At 57.4% G+C, this 20,188-nt stretch carries 21 protein-coding genes and 1 pseudogene; 12 read left to right on the forward strand and 10 right to left on the reverse strand.

The window, feature by feature from the left end:
- Positions 1 to 38: 38 nt before the first annotated feature.
- The 5 genes from PSES9_RS0114415 to PSES9_RS0114435 all read right to left on the reverse strand — a co-directional run bounded on the left by PSES9_RS0114415 (position 39) and on the right by PSES9_RS0114435 (position 4,685).
- Positions 39 to 2,045: a GGDEF domain-containing protein gene (locus tag PSES9_RS0114415; RefSeq protein WP_010488023.1), complete on the reverse strand. Its 2,007-nt coding sequence runs from the start codon at positions 2,043 to 2,045 to the stop codon at positions 39 to 41.
- On the reverse strand, positions 2,046 to 2,924 hold the full coding sequence (locus PSES9_RS0114420) for an endonuclease/exonuclease/phosphatase family protein (RefSeq protein WP_010488024.1): 879 nt from the start codon (positions 2,922 to 2,924) through the stop codon (positions 2,046 to 2,048).
- Between the two features lie 24 nt (positions 2,925 to 2,948).
- Positions 2,949 to 3,578: a thiol:disulfide interchange protein DsbA/DsbL gene (locus PSES9_RS0114425; protein ID WP_010488026.1), complete on the reverse strand. Its 630-nt coding sequence runs from the start codon at positions 3,576 to 3,578 to the stop codon at positions 2,949 to 2,951.
- Positions 3,579 to 3,742: 164 nt separating this feature from the next.
- Positions 3,743 to 4,348, reverse strand: a complete 606-nt coding sequence (locus PSES9_RS0114430; protein ID WP_010488028.1) for a c-type cytochrome — start codon at positions 4,346 to 4,348, stop codon at positions 3,743 to 3,745.
- Positions 4,349 to 4,394: 46 nt separating this feature from the next.
- Positions 4,395 to 4,685: a c-type cytochrome gene (locus PSES9_RS0114435; protein WP_010488030.1), complete on the reverse strand. Its 291-nt coding sequence runs from the start codon at positions 4,683 to 4,685 to the stop codon at positions 4,395 to 4,397.
- Between the two features lie 269 nt (positions 4,686 to 4,954).
- Between PSES9_RS0114435 and yihA the strand changes: the two genes are divergently transcribed.
- The gene (gene yihA / locus PSES9_RS0114440; RefSeq protein ID WP_010488032.1) at positions 4,955 to 5,611 is read left to right on the forward strand and encodes a ribosome biogenesis GTP-binding protein YihA/YsxC; all 657 of its coding nucleotides are present in this window, start codon (positions 4,955 to 4,957) and stop codon (positions 5,609 to 5,611) included.
- Positions 5,612 to 5,960: 349 nt separating this feature from the next.
- On the opposite strand, the gene polA is transcribed toward yihA, so the two are convergent.
- The gene (gene polA, locus PSES9_RS0114445; RefSeq protein WP_010488034.1) at positions 5,961 to 8,762 is read right to left on the reverse strand and encodes a DNA polymerase I; all 2,802 of its coding nucleotides are present in this window, start codon (positions 8,760 to 8,762) and stop codon (positions 5,961 to 5,963) included.
- A 235-nt stretch (positions 8,763 to 8,997) separates the two neighbouring features.
- On the opposite strand from polA, the gene PSES9_RS0114450 reads away from it, so the two are divergent.
- A complete protein-coding gene (locus tag PSES9_RS0114450) occupies positions 8,998 to 9,282 on the forward strand; it encodes a DUF2782 domain-containing protein (protein ID WP_010488037.1) in 285 nt (94 codons plus the stop codon).
- Between the two features lie 44 nt (positions 9,283 to 9,326).
- On the forward strand, positions 9,327 to 10,277 hold the full coding sequence (locus PSES9_RS0114455; RefSeq protein ID WP_010488039.1) for a homoserine kinase: 951 nt from the start codon (positions 9,327 to 9,329) through the stop codon (positions 10,275 to 10,277).
- Positions 10,278 to 10,320: 43 nt separating this feature from the next.
- Here PSES9_RS0114455 and znuA read toward each other — a convergent pair whose 3' ends face one another.
- Positions 10,321 to 11,259 (reverse strand): zinc ABC transporter substrate-binding protein ZnuA, encoded by a 939-nt coding sequence (gene znuA / locus PSES9_RS0114460; RefSeq protein WP_010488045.1) that lies wholly within the window; start codon positions 11,257 to 11,259, stop codon positions 10,321 to 10,323.
- 66 nt (positions 11,260 to 11,325) lie between these two features.
- On the opposite strand from znuA, the gene PSES9_RS0114465 reads away from it, so the two are divergent.
- The 8 genes and pseudogenes from PSES9_RS0114465 (at position 11,326) to PSES9_RS0114495 (ending at position 17,098) form a co-directional block, all read left to right on the forward strand.
- Positions 11,326 to 11,811, forward strand: a complete 486-nt coding sequence (locus tag PSES9_RS0114465) for a Fur family transcriptional regulator (RefSeq protein WP_010488051.1) — start codon at positions 11,326 to 11,328, stop codon at positions 11,809 to 11,811.
- Entirely contained in the window at positions 11,808 to 12,599 is a 792-nt protein-coding gene (gene znuC / locus PSES9_RS0114470) for a zinc ABC transporter ATP-binding protein ZnuC (RefSeq protein WP_010488052.1), read from the forward strand. Before PSES9_RS0114465 ends, znuC begins: the two co-directional genes overlap by 4 nt.
- A pseudogene (gene znuB / locus PSES9_RS23675) lies at positions 12,599 to 13,387 on the forward strand (zinc ABC transporter permease subunit ZnuB). Before znuC ends, znuB begins: the two are co-directional and overlap by 1 nt.
- 79 nt (positions 13,388 to 13,466) lie before the next feature.
- Positions 13,467 to 13,919, forward strand: a complete 453-nt coding sequence (locus PSES9_RS25345) for a hypothetical protein (protein ID WP_238530395.1) — start codon at positions 13,467 to 13,469, stop codon at positions 13,917 to 13,919.
- 82 nt (positions 13,920 to 14,001) lie between these two features.
- Positions 14,002 to 14,337 (forward strand): hypothetical protein, encoded by a 336-nt coding sequence (locus PSES9_RS25350; protein ID WP_036988246.1) that lies wholly within the window; start codon positions 14,002 to 14,004, stop codon positions 14,335 to 14,337.
- A 228-nt stretch (positions 14,338 to 14,565) separates the two neighbouring features.
- Positions 14,566 to 15,573 carry a methionine ABC transporter ATP-binding protein gene (locus tag PSES9_RS0114485; RefSeq protein WP_010488054.1) on the forward strand — a complete coding sequence of 336 codons (1,008 nt, stop codon included), beginning with the start codon at positions 14,566 to 14,568 and terminating at the stop codon, positions 15,571 to 15,573.
- Positions 15,573 to 16,238, forward strand: coding sequence for a methionine ABC transporter permease (locus PSES9_RS0114490; protein WP_010488056.1), 666 nt, complete (start codon positions 15,573 to 15,575; stop codon positions 16,236 to 16,238). The genes PSES9_RS0114485 and PSES9_RS0114490 overlap by 1 nt, the downstream gene beginning before the upstream one ends.
- A gap of 86 nt (positions 16,239 to 16,324) precedes the next feature.
- Positions 16,325 to 17,098 (forward strand): MetQ/NlpA family ABC transporter substrate-binding protein, encoded by a 774-nt coding sequence (locus tag PSES9_RS0114495; RefSeq protein ID WP_010488058.1) that lies wholly within the window; start codon positions 16,325 to 16,327, stop codon positions 17,096 to 17,098.
- 74 nt (positions 17,099 to 17,172) lie between these two features.
- Here the strand turns inward: PSES9_RS0114495 and PSES9_RS0114500 are convergent, their stop codons facing one another.
- On the reverse strand, positions 17,173 to 18,048 hold the full coding sequence (locus PSES9_RS0114500; protein WP_010488060.1) for a LysR family transcriptional regulator: 876 nt from the start codon (positions 18,046 to 18,048) through the stop codon (positions 17,173 to 17,175).
- A 112-nt stretch (positions 18,049 to 18,160) separates the two neighbouring features.
- On the opposite strand from PSES9_RS0114500, the gene PSES9_RS0114505 reads away from it, so the two are divergent.
- A complete protein-coding gene (locus PSES9_RS0114505) occupies positions 18,161 to 18,586 on the forward strand; it encodes a VOC family protein (protein WP_010488062.1) in 426 nt (141 codons plus the stop codon).
- Positions 18,587 to 18,639: 53 nt separating this feature from the next.
- Here PSES9_RS0114505 and PSES9_RS0114510 read toward each other — a convergent pair whose 3' ends face one another.
- Positions 18,640 to 19,275 carry an SCO family protein gene (locus PSES9_RS0114510; protein ID WP_010488064.1) on the reverse strand — a complete coding sequence of 212 codons (636 nt, stop codon included), beginning with the start codon at positions 19,273 to 19,275 and terminating at the stop codon, positions 18,640 to 18,642.
- Between the two features lie 11 nt (positions 19,276 to 19,286).
- Positions 19,287 to 20,186, reverse strand: coding sequence for a heme o synthase (gene cyoE, locus PSES9_RS0114515; RefSeq protein ID WP_010488066.1), 900 nt, complete (start codon positions 20,184 to 20,186; stop codon positions 19,287 to 19,289).
- Positions 20,187 to 20,188: the final 2 nt, after the last annotated feature.

A 20,188-nucleotide genomic window follows, 5' to 3' on the forward strand; every position in this document is an offset into this window, starting at 1 on the left:
GGTCCGCTGGTTATTCTGAGTGTAGCAATGGCGCAGGGCTAGCTGTGCTCTACACGGTTGCGCCCCAGATTCTTGGCGCGGTAGAGCGCCTGGTCGGCGCGCTCGAACACTTCATCGCTACGATCACCTTCGGCAAATGCACTGAGGCCCGCCGATAAGGTGATGGTGACAGGCTCGCCCTTGAAGGGAAACGGACACTTCTCGATGGCACTGCGCAAGGTTTCTATCAACTGCTGGCCGCCTTCCATTGGTGTCGATGGCAGCAGCACAACAAATTCCTCACCCCCGAAGCGGGCGATAAAATCTGTTTTGCGCATCCGCTTTTGCAGTTCGCTGGCAATGATCTTCAGCACCTTGTCGCCAGCCAGGTGGCCATAGGCATCGTTGATCCGCTTGAAATGGTCGATATCGATAATCGCCAGCAGCAGGTGGCCGTTATAGCGCTGCCAACGGGCCAGCTCGATTTCAAGGCGCTCGCTCCAAGCCGCGCGATTGGGGAGCCCGGTGAGTGGATCGATCAGGGCTTTTTGCCGCTGTTCCTCAATGTGCTGGCGAAAACCCGTTGCTTCCTGCTCCATGCTCGCCACGCGCTCAACCAGCGATTGCAGGTGGCCGGTGACTTGCCGCTCGCGCTCGTCGCGCTGCGATTGGTATTGCTCCATGGTGCCGAGCAAGCCGCTCAGGCGGTTTTCAACCAGGTCCTTGAGGTTGTTCAGGTCAGTGGCCTCCTGAACGCTGACGTTGAGGCCATCAACCTGCTCGCGAAGCTCGGTATCCAGTGCCCGCTCGGAGTTGACCGCCTCGACGTAGCCTTCATGGGTATCCTGGAGGGAGCCTTGGAAGTGGGCAAGGCGCTCGTTGAGCTGCTTTAGGTAGCCCTCAAACTCGCGCTGCCCGACATCCGCGATTACGCGCATCAGTACCGCGAGATCATCCAGCACCGGGACCAGTTCATACATGTTCAAGCCCGCGCGGATGCGTTTGCTTAGTGCTTCGGCTTGCGACTGATGGTGTTCGGGTAGGGGCAGTTCGGCAAGCAGCTCGAGCAGGGTCGCTTCTACGTGATCGGCAATTGCGCTGTAGACCGGCTCTGGTTCCAGCTGGGGATCGGCCTGGACCACTTCCTCGGTAGGCTCAGTCGTAGCCACTGGCGAAGCCAGGTCGTGGTGCGCCTCGGTCGTTTCAGTGTCTGCAACTTCGCCAGCGTCGGACTCTTGAGTGTCATCATCGGCTTCGTTGCTGTTGGCCTGGGCGGCCACAACTGTCTGTATTACCGACTGTTTTTGAGCCTCTACAAGGATTGGATCGCTTGGAGGCTGCTGATCTGCTTGCGGCTCGGCTTCAGGCGGCTGTTCGCTGGTCGCGGGCTCAAGCGAGTATTCATCCTGCTTTTCAACGATGGCTTGCGGCTCGGTTTCCCGCTCAGGTTCAGCCTCGGTTTCTGCCGGATAGGGCAGGTTCGCCGCAACGCTTATTGCCTGTGCTGGCAGCGGTTCAGTGGCTGGAGCCTGGGCTGCTGCGGGTTGGTTTGCGCCAAACAGGCGCTGCAGCAAGCCGGGGCGCTTGTTGTCCTGGTTTTCAAGCGCTGCCAATGTTTGTCGTTGCAGCGTACTCAGTTCAGTGAGCAGTGCTGGCAGCTCGCTGGAGTGTTCGTATGAGCGCTCCAGTTTTTTGGCAAAGGCCTTTAGTGGCTTGGCTATTTCACGGGGTGGCTCAAGGCGAAACAGTTGATCAACCAATGCCGTCAGGGCTTCGGTAATACGTTCTGCGCGCTTTTTACGCTGTTTTTCAGAGTCGAGAACGGTGCGTTCCAGATGCGGAATCAGATTGGACAGGCCTGCGTCGATATCATTTTTGCGCAGCACGGCCCGCAAGTCCTGCATGCACTGGTCGACGGCCTTGTCCGCGCCTTCTGCCGCCAGGCTGCTGCGCACCAGGCCGCGACGCAGCAGATCAAGACGCATGTCCCAGCGTTGTTCAAGCTTGTCTTGTTGTTCGAGGCTGGACAGATACTTGTCTTTCCAATGGTCAGCATCAGTGCTCATTCAAGGCTTCCGCGCGGATGATGTATTTAACATAGGCGGCTTTGCGGCGTTTGGCATGTTGGGCAGGCCAATCTCTACTGCAACGGGTAGATGATCAGAGATAGGCTGGGCCAGGACTTCGACGCGTCTCAGCTCAAGTGTCGGGCTGAGCAGGATATGATCGAGACAACGCTGTGGGCGCCAGCTGGGAAAGGTTGCTTCGACTTGCGGCGCCAGCAAGCCAAGGTCGCGCAATGGCGAGTTGAGCAGCAGGCCGTTGGCGTGGGTGTTCATGTCACCCATCAGTATGTGATGACGATAACTGCCGAGCAGCTCGCGGATATAGGCCAGTTGCCGTGAGCGCGTACGTGCGCCCAACGACAGGTGCATCATGACCACTGCAATCGCATCCTCGCCTTCGCCAATGCGCAGCAATATTGCTCCGCGACCGGGAGGGCCGGGCAGTGGGTGGTCTTCGATCAAGGTCGGGCGAATACGGCTCAACAGGCCATTGCTGTGCTGGGCAAAACGGCCCAGGTTGCGGTTGAGCTGCTGATACCAGAAAGGAAATGCGCCGAGGTGGGCAAGGTGTTCAACCTGATTGATGTTGTCGGAACGCAAGCTGCCGCCATCGGCTTCCTGCAGGGCGACCACATCGTAATCGGCCAGTAGAGCGCCGATGCGTTGCAGGTTCAGCGAGCGTCCTGCATGGGGCAGGATATGTTGCCAGCCACGGGTCAGGTAGTGGCGATAGCGCTCGGTGCTGATGCCTACCTGGATATTGAAGCTGAGCAGGCGCAGGCAGTTATTTTCAGGCCAGTCAGCTACCGGCTCGCACGACAGGTTGATTTGTGGGTCGCACAGATTAACCTGTCGTGTCTTTTGCCAGCGGCGTAGCACGGCTAACGCCTCGGGCAGGCGCGCTTACTGCGCAGCCCGCTCCTTGGCAATGAGGTGATCGGCAACTTCCAGTGCCTGCTGTGGGCCGCCGGAGCTGCTGATGTCAAAACGGTATTTGCCGTTGACGATCATGGTTGGGACGCCACTGATTTGATAGGCCATAGCCAGTTTCTTGTCTTTCTCCATCTGGCTCTTCACGCCAAAGGAGTTGTAGGTCTTGAGGAACTCTTCACGGTCAACGCCCAGGCCAGCCAGGTAGTCAGCCATCTCTTCTGGAGTGGCCAGCTTCTTGCCCTGATTGTGGATCGCATCGAATACCGAGGAATGAACCTGGTGCTCTACGCCCATGCTCTCAAGGGTGATGAACAATTGACAATGGACATTCAAGACACCGCCGAACATTGCCGGAACGCGAACGAAATTGACGTCATCAGGCAGTTGCTTGATCCAGGGGTTGATGGTCGACTCAAACTGATAGCAATGCGGGCAGCCATACCAGAAAAGCTCAACCACTTCGATTTTGCCGGGCTTGGATACCGGTACAGGATTCGACAACTCAACATACTGTTTGCCTGCTTCGATTGGTTCGGCGTGCGCCGCAACACCAAACAAGCTGGCAGTGACCAGGGCGGCGCTAAGAATCAGGTTACGCATGCAGAACTCCTTGAACAAATAAGCGATGTCTGGCGTTAGATCACAGGTTTGACGGTTCGACCGGAAGTCTTTTGCGAGGTTCCAGCCATTGTAACGGCGTGACAAATAAAAAAGGGTGGCCATTGCCACCCTTTTTTAACACTTCATGTCATGGCGTGCACAACTCAGTGCAGGCCTTGGACATAGCTCGAAATAGCAGCGATATCCTTGTTGCTCAACTTGGCAGCGATAGAGCGCATGATCATCGCGTCGCCATCGTTGGTGCGGTTGCCTTCACGGAAGTCAGTCAGTTGCTTGGCAACGTAGGTTGCGTGCTGCCCGCCCAGGTGTGGGAAGCCTGCAGCAGCGATACCCGCGCCATTAGGTGAGTGACAGCCGGTGCAAGCTGGCATGCCTTCTTCCAGCTTGCCACCGCGGAACAGTGCTTCGCCGCGCTTGACCAGTTCCGGGTCAGCTGCGCCGACGCTCATCTTCTGGCTGGAGAAGTATGCAGCGATATCGGCAATATCCTGCTCGGAAAGGTTGTCCAGAATACCGGTCATCTCGACAACGGTACGGTCACCGTTCTTGATGTCGTGGATCTGTTTGAGCAAGTAGCGCTCGCCTTGACCTGCCAGTTTAGGAAAGTTTGGGGCTGGGCTATTGCCGTCAGGGCCATGACAGGCGCCACATACAGCGGCTTTGCTCTGACCAGCAGTAGCGTCGCCGGCGGCATGCGCCAAACCAGTGATACCAAGGGTCAACAGCAGACTCACGAGTACTTTGTTCATCAGCTAATCCAATAACGGCTAATAGAGAAAGAGTAATAGACCGAGCTTATTCAGTCATCAACTTGATGACTGCTTTGTAATCCTCGGCCGTGCAATCCATGCACAAACCGCGTGGCGGCATGGCATTCAGACCATTGGTAACGCTCGCAACCAGAGCATCGGTACCTTTGGCCAAACGCGGCTCCCACGCAGCCTTGTCGCCTTTTTTAGGCGCCATAGGCAGTTGACCGTTATGACAAGCAGAACACGCCTTGGCGTATACAGCTTCTGGGTCTTGGGCAGCCAGGGTGTTTAATGACAGTGTCAGTACACCTGCAGCTAGCAATATTTTTTTCACGAGATCAACCTCATCAGGGAGGGGCGTTCTGCATTCTATGCGCAGATAATCTTATTCGTCCCGGTGTACACATACCCCAAGTAGAGGGCAAAGCGCACACAAAATCTGCGGCATTATATACTGGCAGGACTGAAACGGAAACGACGCGACTTGCCCGATGTGGCTATCACAGGCAGGATGCGCGCAAATGTCGCAAGGGCCACACCCATTCGTAGCGCAAAATATGCGCCGTTCTCGCCCACGCTCTTACCGGATACCCAGGCAATTACATGCAATTAAAGAACCCAATCATTGGCCTTTGCCAAAAAGCCACTTTTCAGATCAGCGCCGCCAAGGTTGATCAATGTCCGTCTGATCACGGTCATGAAGTGGCATTTGCCGGGCGTTCCAACGCGGGTAAGTCGAGCGCGCTGAACACCATCACCCATGCGAGCCTGGCCCGCACCTCGAAAACGCCGGGACGTACGCAGTTGCTTAACTTCTTCCGTCTGGACGACGAACGGCGCCTGGTCGACTTGCCCGGTTATGGCTACGCCAAGGTGCCAATTCCGCTCAAGCTGCACTGGCAAAAGCACCTGGAAGCCTATCTGGGCAGCCGTGAAAGCCTGCGCGGGCTGATTTTGATGATGGATATCCGTCACCCGCTCACCGAGTTCGACCAGTTATTGCTCGATTGGTCGAAAGCCAGCGGTATGCCACTGCATATCCTGCTGACCAAAGCCGACAAGCTGACCTTTGGCGCAGCCAAGAACACGCTGTTGAAAGTTCAGCAGGAAATTCACAGGCATTGGGGCAAGCAGATCAGCATCCAGCTGTTTTCCGCGCCCAAGCGTATGGGCGTTGAGGATGCACAAGCGGTATTGGCTGAATGGCTGATGCTCAATGAGCCCGATGCAGAAGTCGCGCAGGACGAAATCGAAGACTAGGCCCGGCGGTAGACTGCGCTGCTTAGATGTGCTGAACCTCAGTGACTACGCGGCCTGCGGGGCTGGCTGAACTTTTCTTCAGGCAAAAAAAACTCCGAGCTTCATATGGGGAGGGAGAAGTTCGGAGTTTAAGGGTCTGAACCGCTAGGGCGGGGTTCAGATGTCTGCCAACACTTAACACAACAAAGGAGCATGAATGGCTTTGCGGGCCATTCATAAACTCTGACTGGTTGCTGGAAAAGAAAGTTCAGCAGTTTTGAAAAATCTTTTAGTCATAAGCAAAGTTTTTTAATAACTTTGTTATCTGGAGCACGGACAGCGTTCGCTATTCGTGCTCGAGGGCCCGTGATCAGTGGGCTTCGTCCCAGTTGTTGCCCACGCCGACCTCGACCAGTAGCGGCACATCCAGCTTGGCTGCGCTGCTCATTTGCAGTTTTATCTGCTCGCGAACCGTATCGACCTGGTCTTCACGTACCTCAAGCACCAATTCATCGTGAACTTGCAGGATAACCTTGGCGTCGAGCTTCGATTCGGCCAGCCATTTATCAACTGCAATCATTGCGCGCTTGATGATATCGGCTGCAGTGCCCTGCATTGGCGCGTTGATTGCCGTGCGTTCGGCGCCTTTGCGCAGGGCCGGGTTTTTCGCGTTGATCTCCGGCAAGTACAGGCGGCGCCCAAAGATGGTTTCGACGAAGCCTTGCTCCGCGGCCTTTTCCCGGGTGCTTTCCATGTACGCCAGAACCCCCGGGTAACGCGCGAAGTAGCGGTCGATATAGGCTTGCGACTGCTTGCGGTCTACCCCAATCTGCTTGGCCAGGCCGAATGCGCTCATGCCGTAGATCAGGCCGAAGTTGATGGCCTTGGCGCTACGACGCTGGTCGCTGCTGACCTCATCAAGTTCGACGCCGAATACCTCTGCAGCCGTGGCCTTGTGTACATCCAGGTCGTGACGGAAGGCATCAAGCAGGCCGGCATCTTGCGCCAGGTGGGCCATGATGCGCAGCTCGATTTGTGAATAATCCGCCGCCAGCAGCTTGTAGCCTTTCGGGGCGACAAACGCCTGGCGAATCCGCCGGCCTTCTGCGGTGCGGATTGGAATATTCTGCAGGTTCGGGTCACTGGAGGACAGGCGACCTGTGGCGGCAACGGCTTGATGATAGCTGGTGTGGATGCGTCCCGTGCGCGGGTTGATTTGTTCAGGCAGGCGATCGGTATAGGTGCTCTTGAGCTTGCTCAGGCTGCGGTATTGCATCAACACCTTGGGCAGTTCGAAATCCTGCTCAGCCAGTTCGGCCAGCACCGCTTCGGCGGTGGATGCCTGGCCCTTGGCGGTCTTGCTGATGATCGGCAGGCCGAGCTTTTCGTAAAGAATCACCCCGAGTTGCTTGGGCGAGGCCAGGTTGAATTCTTCGCCGGCGATGTCGAATGCCTGGCGCTCAAGGGCCACCAGTTTTTCACCCAGTTCGCGACTCTGCTCGCCGAGCAGCTTGGCATCGACCAGGGCGCCCTGGCGTTCAATGCGGGCGAGCACAGGCACCAGCGGGATTTCGATTTCGTTGAGTACGCTCAGCAGGCTTGGCGTGGTGGCGAGTTTTTCCCAGAGTGTCTGATGCAGGCGCAGGGTAACGTCGGCATCTTCGGCGGCGTAGGGGCCGGCTTGCTCAAGGGATATCTGGTCGAAGGTCAGCTGCTTGGCGCCTTTGCCGGCAATATCCTCGAAGCGAATAGTGCTGTGGCCGAGGTACTTGAGCGCAAGGCTGTCCATATCGTGGCGCGTTGCCGTGGAGTCGTACACGTAGGACTCCAGCATGGTGTCGAACTTCACACCCTGCACATGGATGGGTGTCGATGCATTGGCCAGTACGTTTATGTCGTACTTGGCGTTTTGCGCAACCTTGGCTTTGCTCGGATCTTCGAGGATCGGCTTCAGTGCCTTGAGTACGGCGTCGCGATCAAGTTGCGTCGGCACGCCCATATAGGAGTGGGCCAGGGGCACGTAGGCGGCCTCGCCGGCGTTGACGGCAAATGAAACACCGACCAGTTGCGCCTGCTGGGCATCAATGCTGGTGGTTTCGGTATCAAAGGCGATCAGCTCGGCTTTATTGAGCTTCTTGAGCCAGGCGTCAAAGTCGGCTTGCTCAAGTACGGTTTGATAGCGTTCAGCGGCGGGCTCTTCGCTGCTGGTATTGGCTGCTGCATCTGTTGCGTCTGCTGGCAGGGCAAACAGGTCAGTTGATGGCGTGGCCGCAACCTTGGCGGCCACGGTCTTGTGCTTGCGTTGCAGTTCATCGCGCCAGGTCTTGAATTCCAGCTCTTCATATAATTCAAGCAACTGCTCTACGTCGGGGGTTCCCGGATGCAGCGCTTCAATCTCGACGTTCAATTCCACGTCGAGTTTGATCGTGGCCAGGGTATAAGACAGGTACGCCATGTCGCGGTGTTCTTCGAGCTTGGCTGGCAGGCCTTTCGCTCCGCGGATTGGCAGGTCAGGGACTTTGTCGAGGTTGGCATAGATCTCATCGAGGCCACCGCCGATACCGACCAGCAGGCCCAGGGCAGTCTTCTCGCCGACACCCGGTACGCCCGGAATGTTGTCGACCTTGTCGCCCATCAGTGCGAGGTAGTCGATGATCAGCTCAGGGCCGACCCCGAATTTCTCCTTAACGCCTTCGATGTCATAGACGCTTCCGGTCATGGTGTTGACCAGGGTAACGTGCTTGCAGACCAGCTGTGCCATGTCCTTGTCGCCGGTGGAGATCACTACGTCGCGGCCTTCTCCGGCGGCTTTGCGCGCCAGTGTGCCTATTACGTCGTCGGCCTCGACACCTTCCACGCAGAGCAACGGCAGGCCCTGCGCACGCACGCTGGCATGCAGGGGTTCGATCTGCAGGCGCAGCTCGTCCGGCATGGAGGGGCGGTTTGCCTTGTAGTCAGCAAAGATTTCATCGCGGAATGTGCCGCCTTTGGCATCGAAAACAACGGCAAAGGGGCTGTCCGGATATTGTTTGCGCAAGCTCTTGAGCATGTTCAGCACGCCCTTTACCGCACCCGTGGGCAGCCCTTTCGAGGTGGTCAGTGGCGGCAATGCATGGAAGGCGCGGTACAGGTATGAAGAACCGTCGACCAGAACCAGAGGGGTTTGACTCATGAGCAGGTTTAACCTTTTGACGAGGGCAGTCTTAATGATGTTTGGGCGTAAACAGGGTAGCCGAACTGCTCGCAGTTTTCTAAGGGCGCTCTGAGGAGCCGCTGCGCGGGCTCCGGGTTGCGTTGCGCGCTACTTTTTTCTGTTGGCGCTTAAAACAGGCGAACATCCATTAACCCTATGGACCGACTAACCACTAGAATGACTGCATCGTTGACTATAAAAGGACAAGGTTACCATGCGCACACTTAACTGCCTGTTATTGGCCGGTCTGCTTGGCGTTGGCGCAACCATGGCGCATGCCGAGGATCCGGTCACTGCGGAACCGGACGTAACCATTCGTCAAGAAGGCGATCGCACGGTGCAGGAGTACCGGGTTAACGGTTTTCTATATGCGATCAAAGTCATTCCAAAGAATGGCAAGCCTTACTTTTTGGTGCGTTCAGATGGCAGCGACGGCAATTTCATTCGTTCCGACGACCCTGACATGTTGATTCCTGCATGGGAAATCTTCAGCTGGTAATCGAGCAATACAGATAAAATTTCAGGCGCTAAGGCAGTTTTGACATGTCCGTGTTTACCCCTCTGGAACGTCCAGAGTTAGAAGTCTTTCTCGCTCCCTATGGATTGGGTCGCCTGCGCGACTTCCAAGGTATTGCCGCGGGCAGTGAGAACACCAATTTTTTTATCAGTCTTGAGCAGGGCGAATTCGTCCTGACCCTGATTGAGCGTGGCCCAAGCGCTGATCTGCCGTTCTTTATCGAGCTGCTTGATGTGCTCCATGAGGCCGGCTTTCCGGTGCCTTATGCGTTGCGCACCACTGATGATCAGGCCTTGCGCAGCTTGGCCGACAAGCCTGCCTTGCTGCAGCCGCGCTTGAGCGGCAAGCATGTGAGCGAGGCCAATGCCCATCACTGCCAGGAGGTTGGGCAACTGCTGGCGCGCATTCATGTGGCAACCCGTGAGCAACCGATCACCCGCAAAAGTGATCGTGGCCTGGACTGGATGTTGCAGCAGGGCCCGCATCTTGCCCAGCAACTGCCGGCAGAGTCTGCCGAGTTGCTTAATGCAGTGTTGGCTGAAATTAGTCAGCACAAGGCGCAAATCCAGGCATTGCCCCAGGCCAACCTGCACGCTGACCTGTTTCGTGACAATGTGTTGTTCGATGGTCCGCACCTGGCTGGGGTGATCGATTTCTACAACGCCTGCTCGGGGCCGATGCTCTATGACTTGGCGATTACCCTTAATGACTGGTGCTCGGAGCCCGGTGGCGAGCTTGATCTGCATCGGGCGCGCGCCTTGCTTGGCGCCTATGCTGCGCTGCGTCCGTTCACAGCCGCCGAGGCTGAGCTTTGGCCGACCCTGCTGCGGGTGGCATGCGTGCGGTTCTGGCTGTCACGCCTGATCGCGGCGGAGTCTTTCGCCGGCCAGGAAGTGCTGATTCATGATCCGGATGAGTTTCGCCAGCGCCTGAGCCATCGCCAGCAAGTTGATCTGCATCTGCCCTTTGCGCTTTGATCCCCAGCTTGCCTGGCGTGAAGGCAAGCTGGGATTTTCCAGGCTATTGGGCCGCAGGCAGGTTCCCCAGGCATTGGGTCAGATCATTGGCCAGGTTATCCATCAGCGTCTCGTAGCCTGTTGCGTTGGCGCTCAGTTCAGCGCCCATTGGGTCGAGCACCGCCAGGTTGACCGGCAGGCCTGCGGTAAGGGTTTTCGCCAGGCGCGGTACAAAGGGCGGCTCGCTGAAAACGCAGGCTGGTCCCGCTTCCTGTAGGCGCTCGCGCATCGCATCGACATGCTTGGCGCCTGGCTGCACTTCTCCCAAGACGCTGAATACGCCAGCGTGTTCAAGGCCGTAGGCGTGTTCGAAGTAGTTATAGGCTTCGTGGAAGGCGAAATAGGGTTTGCCTTCGGCAGCCACCAAGCGGGTCTTCAAGCGTGCATCGAGGGCTTCCAGGCGCTTGTCGAAAGCTGCCAGGTTGGCTTGATAGCGTGCGGCGTTGCCTGGGTCGGCACTGCTCAGGTCCGCAGCCATGCGTGCGGCAATGACCTGGGCGTTGACTGGGTTCAGCCATAGATGCACGTCGAGACTGCCTGGCTGGTGGTCGTGATCGTGATCATCGGCACCATGGTCGTGCTGATCGTGCTCCTGCGCTTCGTCGAAGTGCTGCAGTTGCAGGCCTGCCAGGGTCTGCACCGCAACACTGGGCTGTGTGCGCTGGGCCATTACCCGTGGCAGAAAGTTTTCCAGTTCAGGGCCAACCCAATACATCAACTGGGCGTCACGCACCCGACGAATGTCCGAAGGCCGCAGTGCGTAATGGTGCGGCGAGGCACCAGGCGGCAGCAGTACGTCAGGCTCACCAACGCCATCTTGCACGGCGGCGGCAATGAGCTGCAGGGGTTTGATGCTCGTCAGTACCTGCACCTCGGCCCGGGCAATGGTGCTGCACAGCAAGGTGCTCAGTAATAAACAAGCAACGGAGAAGACACGTGACACGATAAATACTCGATAAGGACAAAAGAGGTTATATAATAACGTCTCTTAACCAAAACGTCGCCGCCCATGACTCAGACACCGCTTGCATCCCGCCCTCACGATCATTCGCACTGCGTCAGCCATGCCCTGGCTGAAGCCGAAGATATCTGCCTGCGCCAAGGCACGCGCCTGACCGCGCTGCGCAAACGGGTGCTGGAACTGGTGTGGCAGAGCCATAAGCCATTGGGGGCATACGACATCCTCGGTGTCCTGAGCGATGAAGACGGTCGTCGTGCCGCGCCGCCGACGGTCTACCGCGCCCTGGATTTCCTGCTGGAAAACGGCCTGGTGCACCGCATTGCCTCGCTCAATGCCTTTGTCGGCTGTAATCAGCCAGAGCATGCGCACCAGGGCCAGTTCCTGATCTGCCGAGATTGCCACGTCGCGGTTGAGCTTGAGCACGAGAAAATTAACAAAGCCATTCTCAATAGCGCCAAGAGCATTGGCTTTGCTGTCGAAAGCCAGACCGTCGAAGTGGTGGGCTTGTGCGCGGCTTGCCGGGAGCCCAAATGAGTGATGCGCTGATACGGCTTGAAGAGGTTGGCGTTCACTTCTCTGGTCAGGCCGTGCTTGAGAAGGTGCAACTTAGCGTCAGGCCGGGTGAAATCGTTACCCTGATCGGTCCCAATGGTGCCGGCAAGACAACCCTGGTTCGGGCAGTGCTCGGCTTGCTGAAAATCGATACCGGCGATGTCTGGCGCAAGCAAAAGCTGCGCATCGGCTATATGCCGCAAAAGCTGCATGTCGACGCCACCCTGCCGCTCACGGTGCTGCGTTTTTTGCGCCTGGTGCCGGGAGTGGATCGACGCAAGGCGTTGTCAGCCCTGGCTGAAGTTGGCGCCGAGCATGTCATCGACAGCCCTTTGCAAACGGTCTCCGGCGGGGAGATGCAACGTGTATTGCTGGCGCGGGCGCTGTTGCGTGAGCCAGAACTGCTGGTGCTTGACGAGCCGGTGCAGGGTGTTGATGTCGCCGGGCAGGCTGAGTTGTATCGGCTGATTACCCGCCTGCGTGACCGGCACCAGTGTGGCGTGCTGATGGTTTCCCACGACTTGCACCTGGTGATGAGTACCACTGACAAAGTGGTTTGTCTGAATCGCCACGTCTGTTGTTCCGGACCCCCGGAGCAGGTCAGCGGCGACCCCCCGTTTGTCGAGCTTTTTGGCCAGGATGCGAAAAGCCTGGCGGTTTATTACCCCCATCACGACCACGCCCACGACCTGCACGGCGGCGTCATCAGCGAGCAACCTCATGTACATGGCCCGAATTGCGGGCACGCGCCGGGGAGCGCGGATAAATAATGGCTGATTTTCTGATTAACGCGCTGGTTGCCGGCCTGGCATTGGCGCTGGTTGCCGGCCCGCTCGGTTCGTTCGTGGTCTGGCGGCGCATGGCTTATTTTGGCGACACGCTGTCACATGCGGCGCTGCTTGGCGTGGCGCTGGGCCTGATGCTCGATGTCAGTCCAATGCTTGCGGTGACTGTCGGCTGTGTATTGATTGCGGCGCTGTTGGTGACATTGCAAACCCGCCAGCCCCTGGCCTCCGATACCTTGCTCGGGATTCTCGCGCACAGCACCTTGTCCCTTGGCTTGGTCGTACTGAGCTTTATGCATGATGTGCGTATTGATTTGATGGGCTATCTGTTTGGCGACCTGCTGGCTGTCGGTCCCACTGACCTGGCCTGGATCCTTGGCGGCAGCGCACTGGTGCTGGTGCTATTGGCGATTCTTTGGCGGCCCTTGCTGGCAATCACCGTGCACGAGGAGCTGGCCAAGGTAGAGGGGCTGCCGGTCGCAGCGATTCGCCTGAGCTTGATGCTCTTGATTGCCGTGGTCATTGCGGTGGCGATGAAAATCGTCGGTGTGTTGCTGATCACTTCACTGCTGATCATTCCAGCCGCCGCGGCCCAACGCCATGCCCGAACGCCCGAGCAAATGGCTTTCGGCGCGAGCCTGCTGGGGATGGTGGCGGTGTGCAGCGGGCTCAGCCCTTCCTGGTTTTAGGATACGCCCGCCGGGCCTTCGATTGTTGTTTCTGCCGCCTGTTTGTTCTTGCTTAGTTTTGTGTTGCCCAAGCGCCATGCTTAAGGCCTATGCGGCAGATTCGTGGTCTGTCGCCTTGCTGGTGTAGACTTGCGTGTTTTTTGTTCAATTCGAGACTAACAGCATGATGTCTTTAGCATTGCGTCGCCTGTTTATCGTTGCGACTTTACTGGTATTGGCGGCCTGTCAGCAGCAAGTGCCACAGGAGGCTGACCCGCCGACTGATCCACTGGTCAGCGGCTTCAATCAGCTTGACCAAAGCCTGCGCGCCGGTAACCTGGCGACTGCCGAGCAGCAACTCGATGCCTTGAAAGTCAGTGCCGCAGGTGACACGCGCCTTGAGGCCTACCAGCGACAACTGGCCGAGGCCTACCTGCACCAAGGCCAGCAAGCCCTTCAAGATGGCGACCTGGACACTGCAACCACTGCCCTTGGCCGCGCCCGCAGCATGATGCCGCAAGCACCTGCTTTGACCACAGGCCTGGACGGGGCTATTGCCAAAGCTCGCGAAACCGAACTCAGCGCCGCTCAGGAACAGCGCGCTGCCGGCGCCAAGGCAGAGGCTGCTCGCCTTTAGCAAGCGCAACTGCTGCGCCAAGCGGCTGGAAACCACGCGGGGGGCGGCTGAAACCCAGGCGGCGGTACTCGGTATTGCCCGATTGGCCGAGCCTCAAGTGGGGATCAGGACGCCGGGCAAGCCCAAGGCACAGGTGATCAATCCATCCGAGGAAAACAGCCAGGTCTTGCTGCCGATGCTGGATAACCACGACAACGACAGCTTGCGCCGTCTACTCGATAAAGCGGCGTCGGATGTCGTGCACTTTAATTGCGCCGTGCATATCCAGGTCCGTGAAAGCAAGGATTACCCATGGGTTGCGGCATTGCTCAATGCACGCATCAAGCGCATTGAACCCAATTACAAGGCGAGCCTGAGCCACACCATCAAGGCTGATTCGGTGCCACGTCTGGTGCTTAGCCCGCGACCGAGGTTTTAACCAGTCCGGCAACTACCTGCTGCGGGCAAGACAAATTACCCGCGTGGGTTTCTGGCTTGCCCAGGGCTAATTGGGTGCTGGCTGAACAGCACTAAAAACCACGATCGTTATTTCGATTTAGTTATAACCATAGGTCTACAAAGATTTTTGAGACCTATAGAGCAGCGGGTAAACTACGCAACCTTTTTGCGCTTACCCCGCAGTTTGAAGACCCAAAAGGTTTCCCGCGTGATCAATTTCCAACAGGTCCATAAGGCGTACCACGTCAATGGCCAAGCGATAACGGCGCTACAGCCGACCGACTTGAACATCGCCCGTGGCGAAGTGTTCGGCATTATCGGCCACTCCGGTGCCGGTAAAAGTACCCTGCTGCGCTTGATCAACCGCCTGGAAGAACCTTCCGGTGGGCGCATCGATATCGATGGTGAAGAGGTGACCGCGCTGGACGCCAATGGTTTGCGCGGTTTTCGCCAGCAGGTCGGAATGATTTTCCAGCACTTTAACCTGCTGTCATCAAAAACCGTGGCCGACAACGTGGCCTTGCCACTGAAGTTGGCTGGCAAGTTGTCAGGCGCCGATCTCGACAAGCGAGTCGCGCAATTGCTCGCCCGTGTTGGCTTGAGCGACCATGCCAAGAAATACCCTGCGCAATTGTCGGGCGGTCAAAAACAGCGTGTCGGCATTGCCCGCGCATTGGCCACCGAGCCAAAAATCCTGCTCTGCGATGAAGCCACCAGCGCGCTAGACCCGCAAACGACTGCGTCGGTCCTGCAATTGCTGGCCGAGATCAACCGCGAACTGAACCTGACCATCGTGCTGGTTACCCATGAAATGGATGTCATCCCCCGGGTTTGCGATCGGGTTGCGGTGATGGATGCCGGGGTTATTGTCGAGCAGGGGCCGGTGGCGGACGTGTTCCTGCATCCGCAGCACAGCACAACCAAGCGCTTTGTGCAGGAGTCCGAGCATGTCGATGAACAAGAACAGCACGATGACTTTGCCCATGTTGCAGGCCGTATCCTGCGCCTGACCTTCCAGGGGGAGTCCACATACGCTCCCTTGCTTGGCACTGTTGCCCGCCAGACCGGGGTTGATTACAGCATTCTTGCCGGTCGTATCGATCGCATCAAAGATACCCCATACGGCCAGTTGACCCTGGCCCTGACCGGCGGCGATCTGGAGGCGGCGATTGCCTGCTTTGCCGCGGCCGACGTTCACCTGGAGGTGCTGCGCTAATGGAAAGCCTATTCCCCAACGTAGACTGGGTCGAAATCTGGCAGGCCAGCCTTGATACCCTGAGCATGCTCGGCGGCTCGCTGCTGTTTACCGTATTACTGGGTCTGCCGCTTGGCGTATTGCTGTTTCTGACCAGCCCACGGCAGATGTTCGAGCAAAAAGCCTTCTACGGCCTGCTGTCACTGCTGGTCAACGTGCTGCGCTCGGTGCCCTTTGTGATCTTGCTGATTGTGATGATCCCGGCAACGGTGCTTATCACCGGCACTTCACTGGGTGTGGCCGGGGCTATTCCGCCCTTGGTTGTCGGTGCAACGCCATTTTTCGCCCGGTTGGTCGAAACGGCTTTGCGCGAAGTGGATAAAGGCATTATCGAGGCGACCCAGGCGATGGGCGCAACCACCCGGCAGATTGTGGTCAACGCGCTGCTGCCCGAAGCATTGCCGGGTATCTTTGCGGCGATAACCGTGACCGCAATTACCTTGGTTTCCTATACCGCAATGTCCGGCCTGATCGGCGGCGGTGGGCTTGGCGACCTCGCGGTGCGCTACGGCTACCAGCGTTACCAGCCTGATGTGATGATGGTCACCGTGGTGCTATTGCTGGTGCTTGTGCAGATTCTGCAAAGCGTTGGCGACAAGCTGGTGGTGCATTTTTCACGTAAATAATTGCAGCAAACGCGACCTGTTTGCCAAGAACCAACAGAACAGTGCGGTTATCAGCCGCCGCTTAACATCCCACAAGGAGATATATGATGAAAAAGTTGCTCGTTGCTGCTTTCGCAACCTTCGCGGCCTTTGCCGCCCAGGCTGAAACCCTGAGCGTAGCGGCCACTGCCGTACCGCATGCCGAAATCCTCGAGTTCGTTAAGCCAGCCTTGGCCAAAGAAGGTGTTGACCTGGATATCAAGGTATTCACTGACTACGTCCAGCCAAACGTACAGGTTGCTGAAAAGCGCCTGGATGCCAACTTCTTCCAGCACCAGCCTTACCTCGATGAGTTCAACAAAAGCCGTGGCACCAAGCTGGTAAGCGTTGTCGGCGTTCATGTTGAACCCTTTGGTGCTTATTCGACCAAGTACAAGAGCCTCGACGAATTGCCGCAAGGCGCCACAGTGGTTATCCCGAACGATGCAACCAATGGCGGTCGCGCGCTGTTGCTGCTGGAAAAAGCCGGCCTGATCAAGCTCAAGGACTCAAGCAACATCCTGGCGACGCCCAAGGATGTGGTTGAGAACCCGAAGAACATCAAGTTCCGTGCTCTCGAAGCCGCCACCCTGGCCCGTGTTCTGACTCAGGTCGACCTCGCGCTGATCAACACCAACTACGCCCTGGAAGCCAAGCTCAACCCAACCAAGGACGCGCTGGTGATCGAAGACAGCAACTCGCCATACGTAAACAACCTGGTTGCCCGCGAAGACAACAAGGACAGCCCGGCCATGCAGAAACTGGCCAAGGCCCTGAACAGCCCAGAAGTCAAAGCCTTCATCGTTGAAAAATACAAAGGCGCAATCGTTCCAGCGTTCTAATTTGATCGCTGCAACCCCATGCCTTGAAAGCCGCTCTCTGAGAGCGGCTTTTTTGTTGGTAGCGTACTCTACGTTCAGTTGTGGGCAGGCGTGTATGCCGGGGTCAGGCACTCAAGCAGGCAATCGAGTGCTGGCTGGCGCTGGGCGCGACGCAGCAGGGCTACCAGTTCGCGGTGAAAGGTCAGCGGGCCCAGTTCTATGACGCGCAATTGCGTGGGCCGTTGCAGCCACAGGCCCGCACGGGGGATCAGTGATACGCCCATGCCGTTCTCAACCATCCGGACTATGGCTTCCAGCTCGTCCAGCTCCAGGGTGTCGCGAGTATCAATCTGCTGCTCGCGTAAGAACCCGCTCACCAGCCTGCCGCCAAACGAGCGTCGCTCATAGCGAACGAAAGGCTGTTCGGCGAGTATTTTCAGCGGCTCATCGACCTCGACTGACAGAGGGGTTATCAGTACGAATGGCTCGCGCACCAGGCTGACTTCGAGCAGTTCCTTGGGTAGGTCGAATGGCGGTTTGATCAGCAATGCCAGGTCGATTTCGCCTGCATCGATCTGGCCAAGCAGGTTCAAGGAAACCCCAGGGATGATCTTGACCTCGACCTGCGCCGCCTGGGCTCGAAAGCTTGGCAAGGCATCAGGCAGCAAGCCGGTCTGCACGCTGGCAATCGCCCCGACTTTCAACTCGCCGCGCCATTCAGCCAAGGCTGTTGGCAGAGCCATTTGTGCATAAAGCCCGAGCATTTGTTCCGTCAGCGGCAGCGCATGCCGGCCTGCGGCATTAAGCACGGCCGCGCGACCGCTGCGGTCAAACAAACGCAGGCCCAGCCCTTGCTCAAGCACACGCATTTGCGCGCTTACCGCCGATTGAGTCAGCCCCGCGTGCTGACCTGCCGCGGCGAAGGTGCCGTACTTTGCAACCAGCAAAAAGGTTTTCAGCTCGCGAAGCATGGACGTCTCGATTGATCAATTTAATTTGAGGTTGAGCGCAATAATATTCGCTTTTAATCACTTTTACTGTAGCTAAACTGAGGCGACTGGCTTACCTCAACAGGACATCTGCATGGCTCTCGCTCCGTTCCACCTGGCTATTCCGGTTTATGACTTAAAGGCTGCCCGGCACTTCTACGGTGAAGTCTTTGGTTGCCCAGAAGGTCGCAGCAGTGATCACTGGGTTGATTTCGACTTCTTTGGCCATCAGTTGGTCATCCACGAAAGCCCGAAGACAGACTCGCAAAGCCACGCGCAAAGCAATCCAGTCGATGGCCATGACGTGCCGGTGCCGCATTTTGGCGTGGTATTGGGCTGGCAGGATTGGGAGCAACTGGCACTACGCCTGCGCGAGCGGCAGACCGAGTTCGTGATCGAGCCTTATGTGCGTTTCAAGGGGCGGGGGGGTGAACAGGCGACCATGTTCCTGTTTGACCCTTGCGGTAATGCGCTTGAGTTCAAGGCCTTCAAGGACCTGTCGCAGATGTTTGCCAAATGATGAGCAACTGATCGCGCAGGGGCAAACTGCACGTTGTTTGCCCCTGGCGACTTTTAGTCTTTTTGCATTAGCAACTCAGGCAGTTGCGCCGCAAGTTTCTGGTTATTCAGCGGGGCGCGAATGAAGCCGCGCTGCCTGCCATCCGGGCCTACAATCACCAGGTTGCCGCTGTGATCAACGGTGTAGTTGGGCTTGCTGGTGTCGGCTGGAATAAATGGAATGCTGACGCCGTTGGCGAGTTTTTCGATGGTCTTTTCTTCGCCGGTCAAGCCGGTGAAGCTGGGGTCAAAGTAACCAAGGTATTTCTTCAGTTGTTCCGGCGTATCGCGATGTGGGTCAACGCTGACCAGCACGACGCGCAAATTATCCACAGCCTCTTTGGGCAGCATTTTTTTCAGTTCGCGCAGTTCGGCCAGTGTGGCCGGGCAAATGTCCGGGCAAAAGGTGTAGCCGAAAAACAGCAGGCTCCATTTGTCCTTGAGCTGCGAGGTCTTGAATGGCTTGCCATTCTGGTCAACCAAGTCGAGGGTCGGCACGTCACGACCTTGAGGCAGTAAGACGATACCCGCATCGAGCAGCTTGGTTGGGTCAGCCTGGGCTTTGCTGTTAAGCACTTTGTTTACAGTGAGCCCCAGTACCAGGGCGATGACAGCGACAAGAACAAAAACGGTAGTCTGAGTACGGGTCATGGCACCAAAATCTATAGGTTGAAGAACAAGTAGTGATCCACCAACAAGGCGATAAACAACAGGAACAGGTACCAGATACTGTACTTGAAGGTGTTGATCGCTGCGTGCGGTTTGCTGTCACGGTACAACACCACCGACCACTGGAGAAAGCGTGCGCCCAGAATGACCGCGCAGACCAGATACAGCAGACCGCTCATGTGGATTGCGTAAGGCAGCAGGGTAACGGCGAACATCATGCAGGTGTAAAGAATGATGTGAATCTTTGTGTAGTGTTCACCGTGTGTGACCGGCAGCATCGGGATATCGGCCTTGGCGTATTCCTCTTTGCGGTGAATGGCCAGGGCCCAGAAGTGCGGTGGTGTCCAGGCGAAGATAATCAGCACCAGCAGTAACGGCTCGGCACTGATATGCCCGGTGACTGCAACCCAGCCAAGCAGCGGTGGTGGCGCGCCAGCCAAACCCCCAATAACGATATTTTGCGGCGTCGCACGCTTGAGAAAACCGGTATAGAGCACTGCATAACCGAGCAGCGAGGCCAGGGTCAGCCAGGCGGCCAGCTCGTTGGTAAATGCCAGCAACAGCAGCATTCCGCTAACGGCCAGTACTAATGCAAAGCTCAGCGCCAGTAACGGCGACAAGCGTCCGGAGGTGACTGGGCGCTTGTGGGTGCGCGCCATGATCGAGTCGATTCGCCGGTCGACCACATGGTTCACTGCGGCGGCAGCGCCTGCGCACAAACCAATGCCCAGGTTGCCGAAAATCAATACCTGCCAGGTCACGCCCGCCCGCGTCGCGAGAAACATACCGACCAGCGAGGTGATCAGCATCAGCACCACGACACGGGGTTTGGTCAACTCGAGGAAATCTCTCCAGCTAAGGTGTCCGGCCTGTTCGCGTAATAGAGTTGCCATGG

The organism is Pseudomonas sp. S9 (genome assembly GCF_000222125.1).
Taxonomy (GTDB): domain Bacteria; phylum Pseudomonadota; class Gammaproteobacteria; order Pseudomonadales; family Pseudomonadaceae; genus Aquipseudomonas; species Aquipseudomonas segetis.

Coding starts and splice junctions, on each gene's coding strand:
- PSES9_RS0114415 (WP_010488023.1), bottom strand. CDS start 2,045: ATGAGCACTGATGCTGACCATTGGAAAGACAAGTATCTGTCCAGCCTC.
- PSES9_RS0114425 (WP_010488026.1), bottom strand. CDS start 3,578: ATGCGTAACCTGATTCTTAGCGCCGCCCTGGTCACTGCCAGCTTGTTT.
- PSES9_RS0114430 (WP_010488028.1), bottom strand. CDS start 4,348: ATGAACAAAGTACTCGTGAGTCTGCTGTTGACCCTTGGTATCACTGGT.
- yihA (WP_010488032.1), top strand. CDS start 4,955: ATGCAATTAAAGAACCCAATCATTGGCCTTTGCCAAAAAGCCACTTTT.
- polA (WP_010488034.1), bottom strand. CDS start 8,762: ATGAGTCAAACCCCTCTGGTTCTGGTCGACGGTTCTTCATACCTGTAC.
- PSES9_RS0114450 (WP_010488037.1), top strand. CDS start 8,998: ATGCGCACACTTAACTGCCTGTTATTGGCCGGTCTGCTTGGCGTTGGC.
- PSES9_RS0114455 (WP_010488039.1), top strand. CDS start 9,327: ATGTCCGTGTTTACCCCTCTGGAACGTCCAGAGTTAGAAGTCTTTCTC.
- PSES9_RS0114465 (WP_010488051.1), top strand. CDS start 11,326: ATGACTCAGACACCGCTTGCATCCCGCCCTCACGATCATTCGCACTGC.
- znuC (WP_010488052.1), top strand. CDS start 11,808: ATGAGTGATGCGCTGATACGGCTTGAAGAGGTTGGCGTTCACTTCTCT.
- PSES9_RS25345 (WP_238530395.1), top strand. CDS start 13,467: ATGATGTCTTTAGCATTGCGTCGCCTGTTTATCGTTGCGACTTTACTG.
- PSES9_RS0114490 (WP_010488056.1), top strand. CDS start 15,573: ATGGAAAGCCTATTCCCCAACGTAGACTGGGTCGAAATCTGGCAGGCC.
- PSES9_RS0114495 (WP_010488058.1), top strand. CDS start 16,325: ATGAAAAAGTTGCTCGTTGCTGCTTTCGCAACCTTCGCGGCCTTTGCC.
- PSES9_RS0114500 (WP_010488060.1), bottom strand. CDS start 18,048: ATGCTTCGCGAGCTGAAAACCTTTTTGCTGGTTGCAAAGTACGGCACC.
- PSES9_RS0114505 (WP_010488062.1), top strand. CDS start 18,161: ATGGCTCTCGCTCCGTTCCACCTGGCTATTCCGGTTTATGACTTAAAG.
- PSES9_RS0114510 (WP_010488064.1), bottom strand. CDS start 19,275: ATGACCCGTACTCAGACTACCGTTTTTGTTCTTGTCGCTGTCATCGCC.
- cyoE (WP_010488066.1), bottom strand. CDS start 20,186: ATGGCAACTCTATTACGCGAACAGGCCGGACACCTTAGCTGGAGAGAT.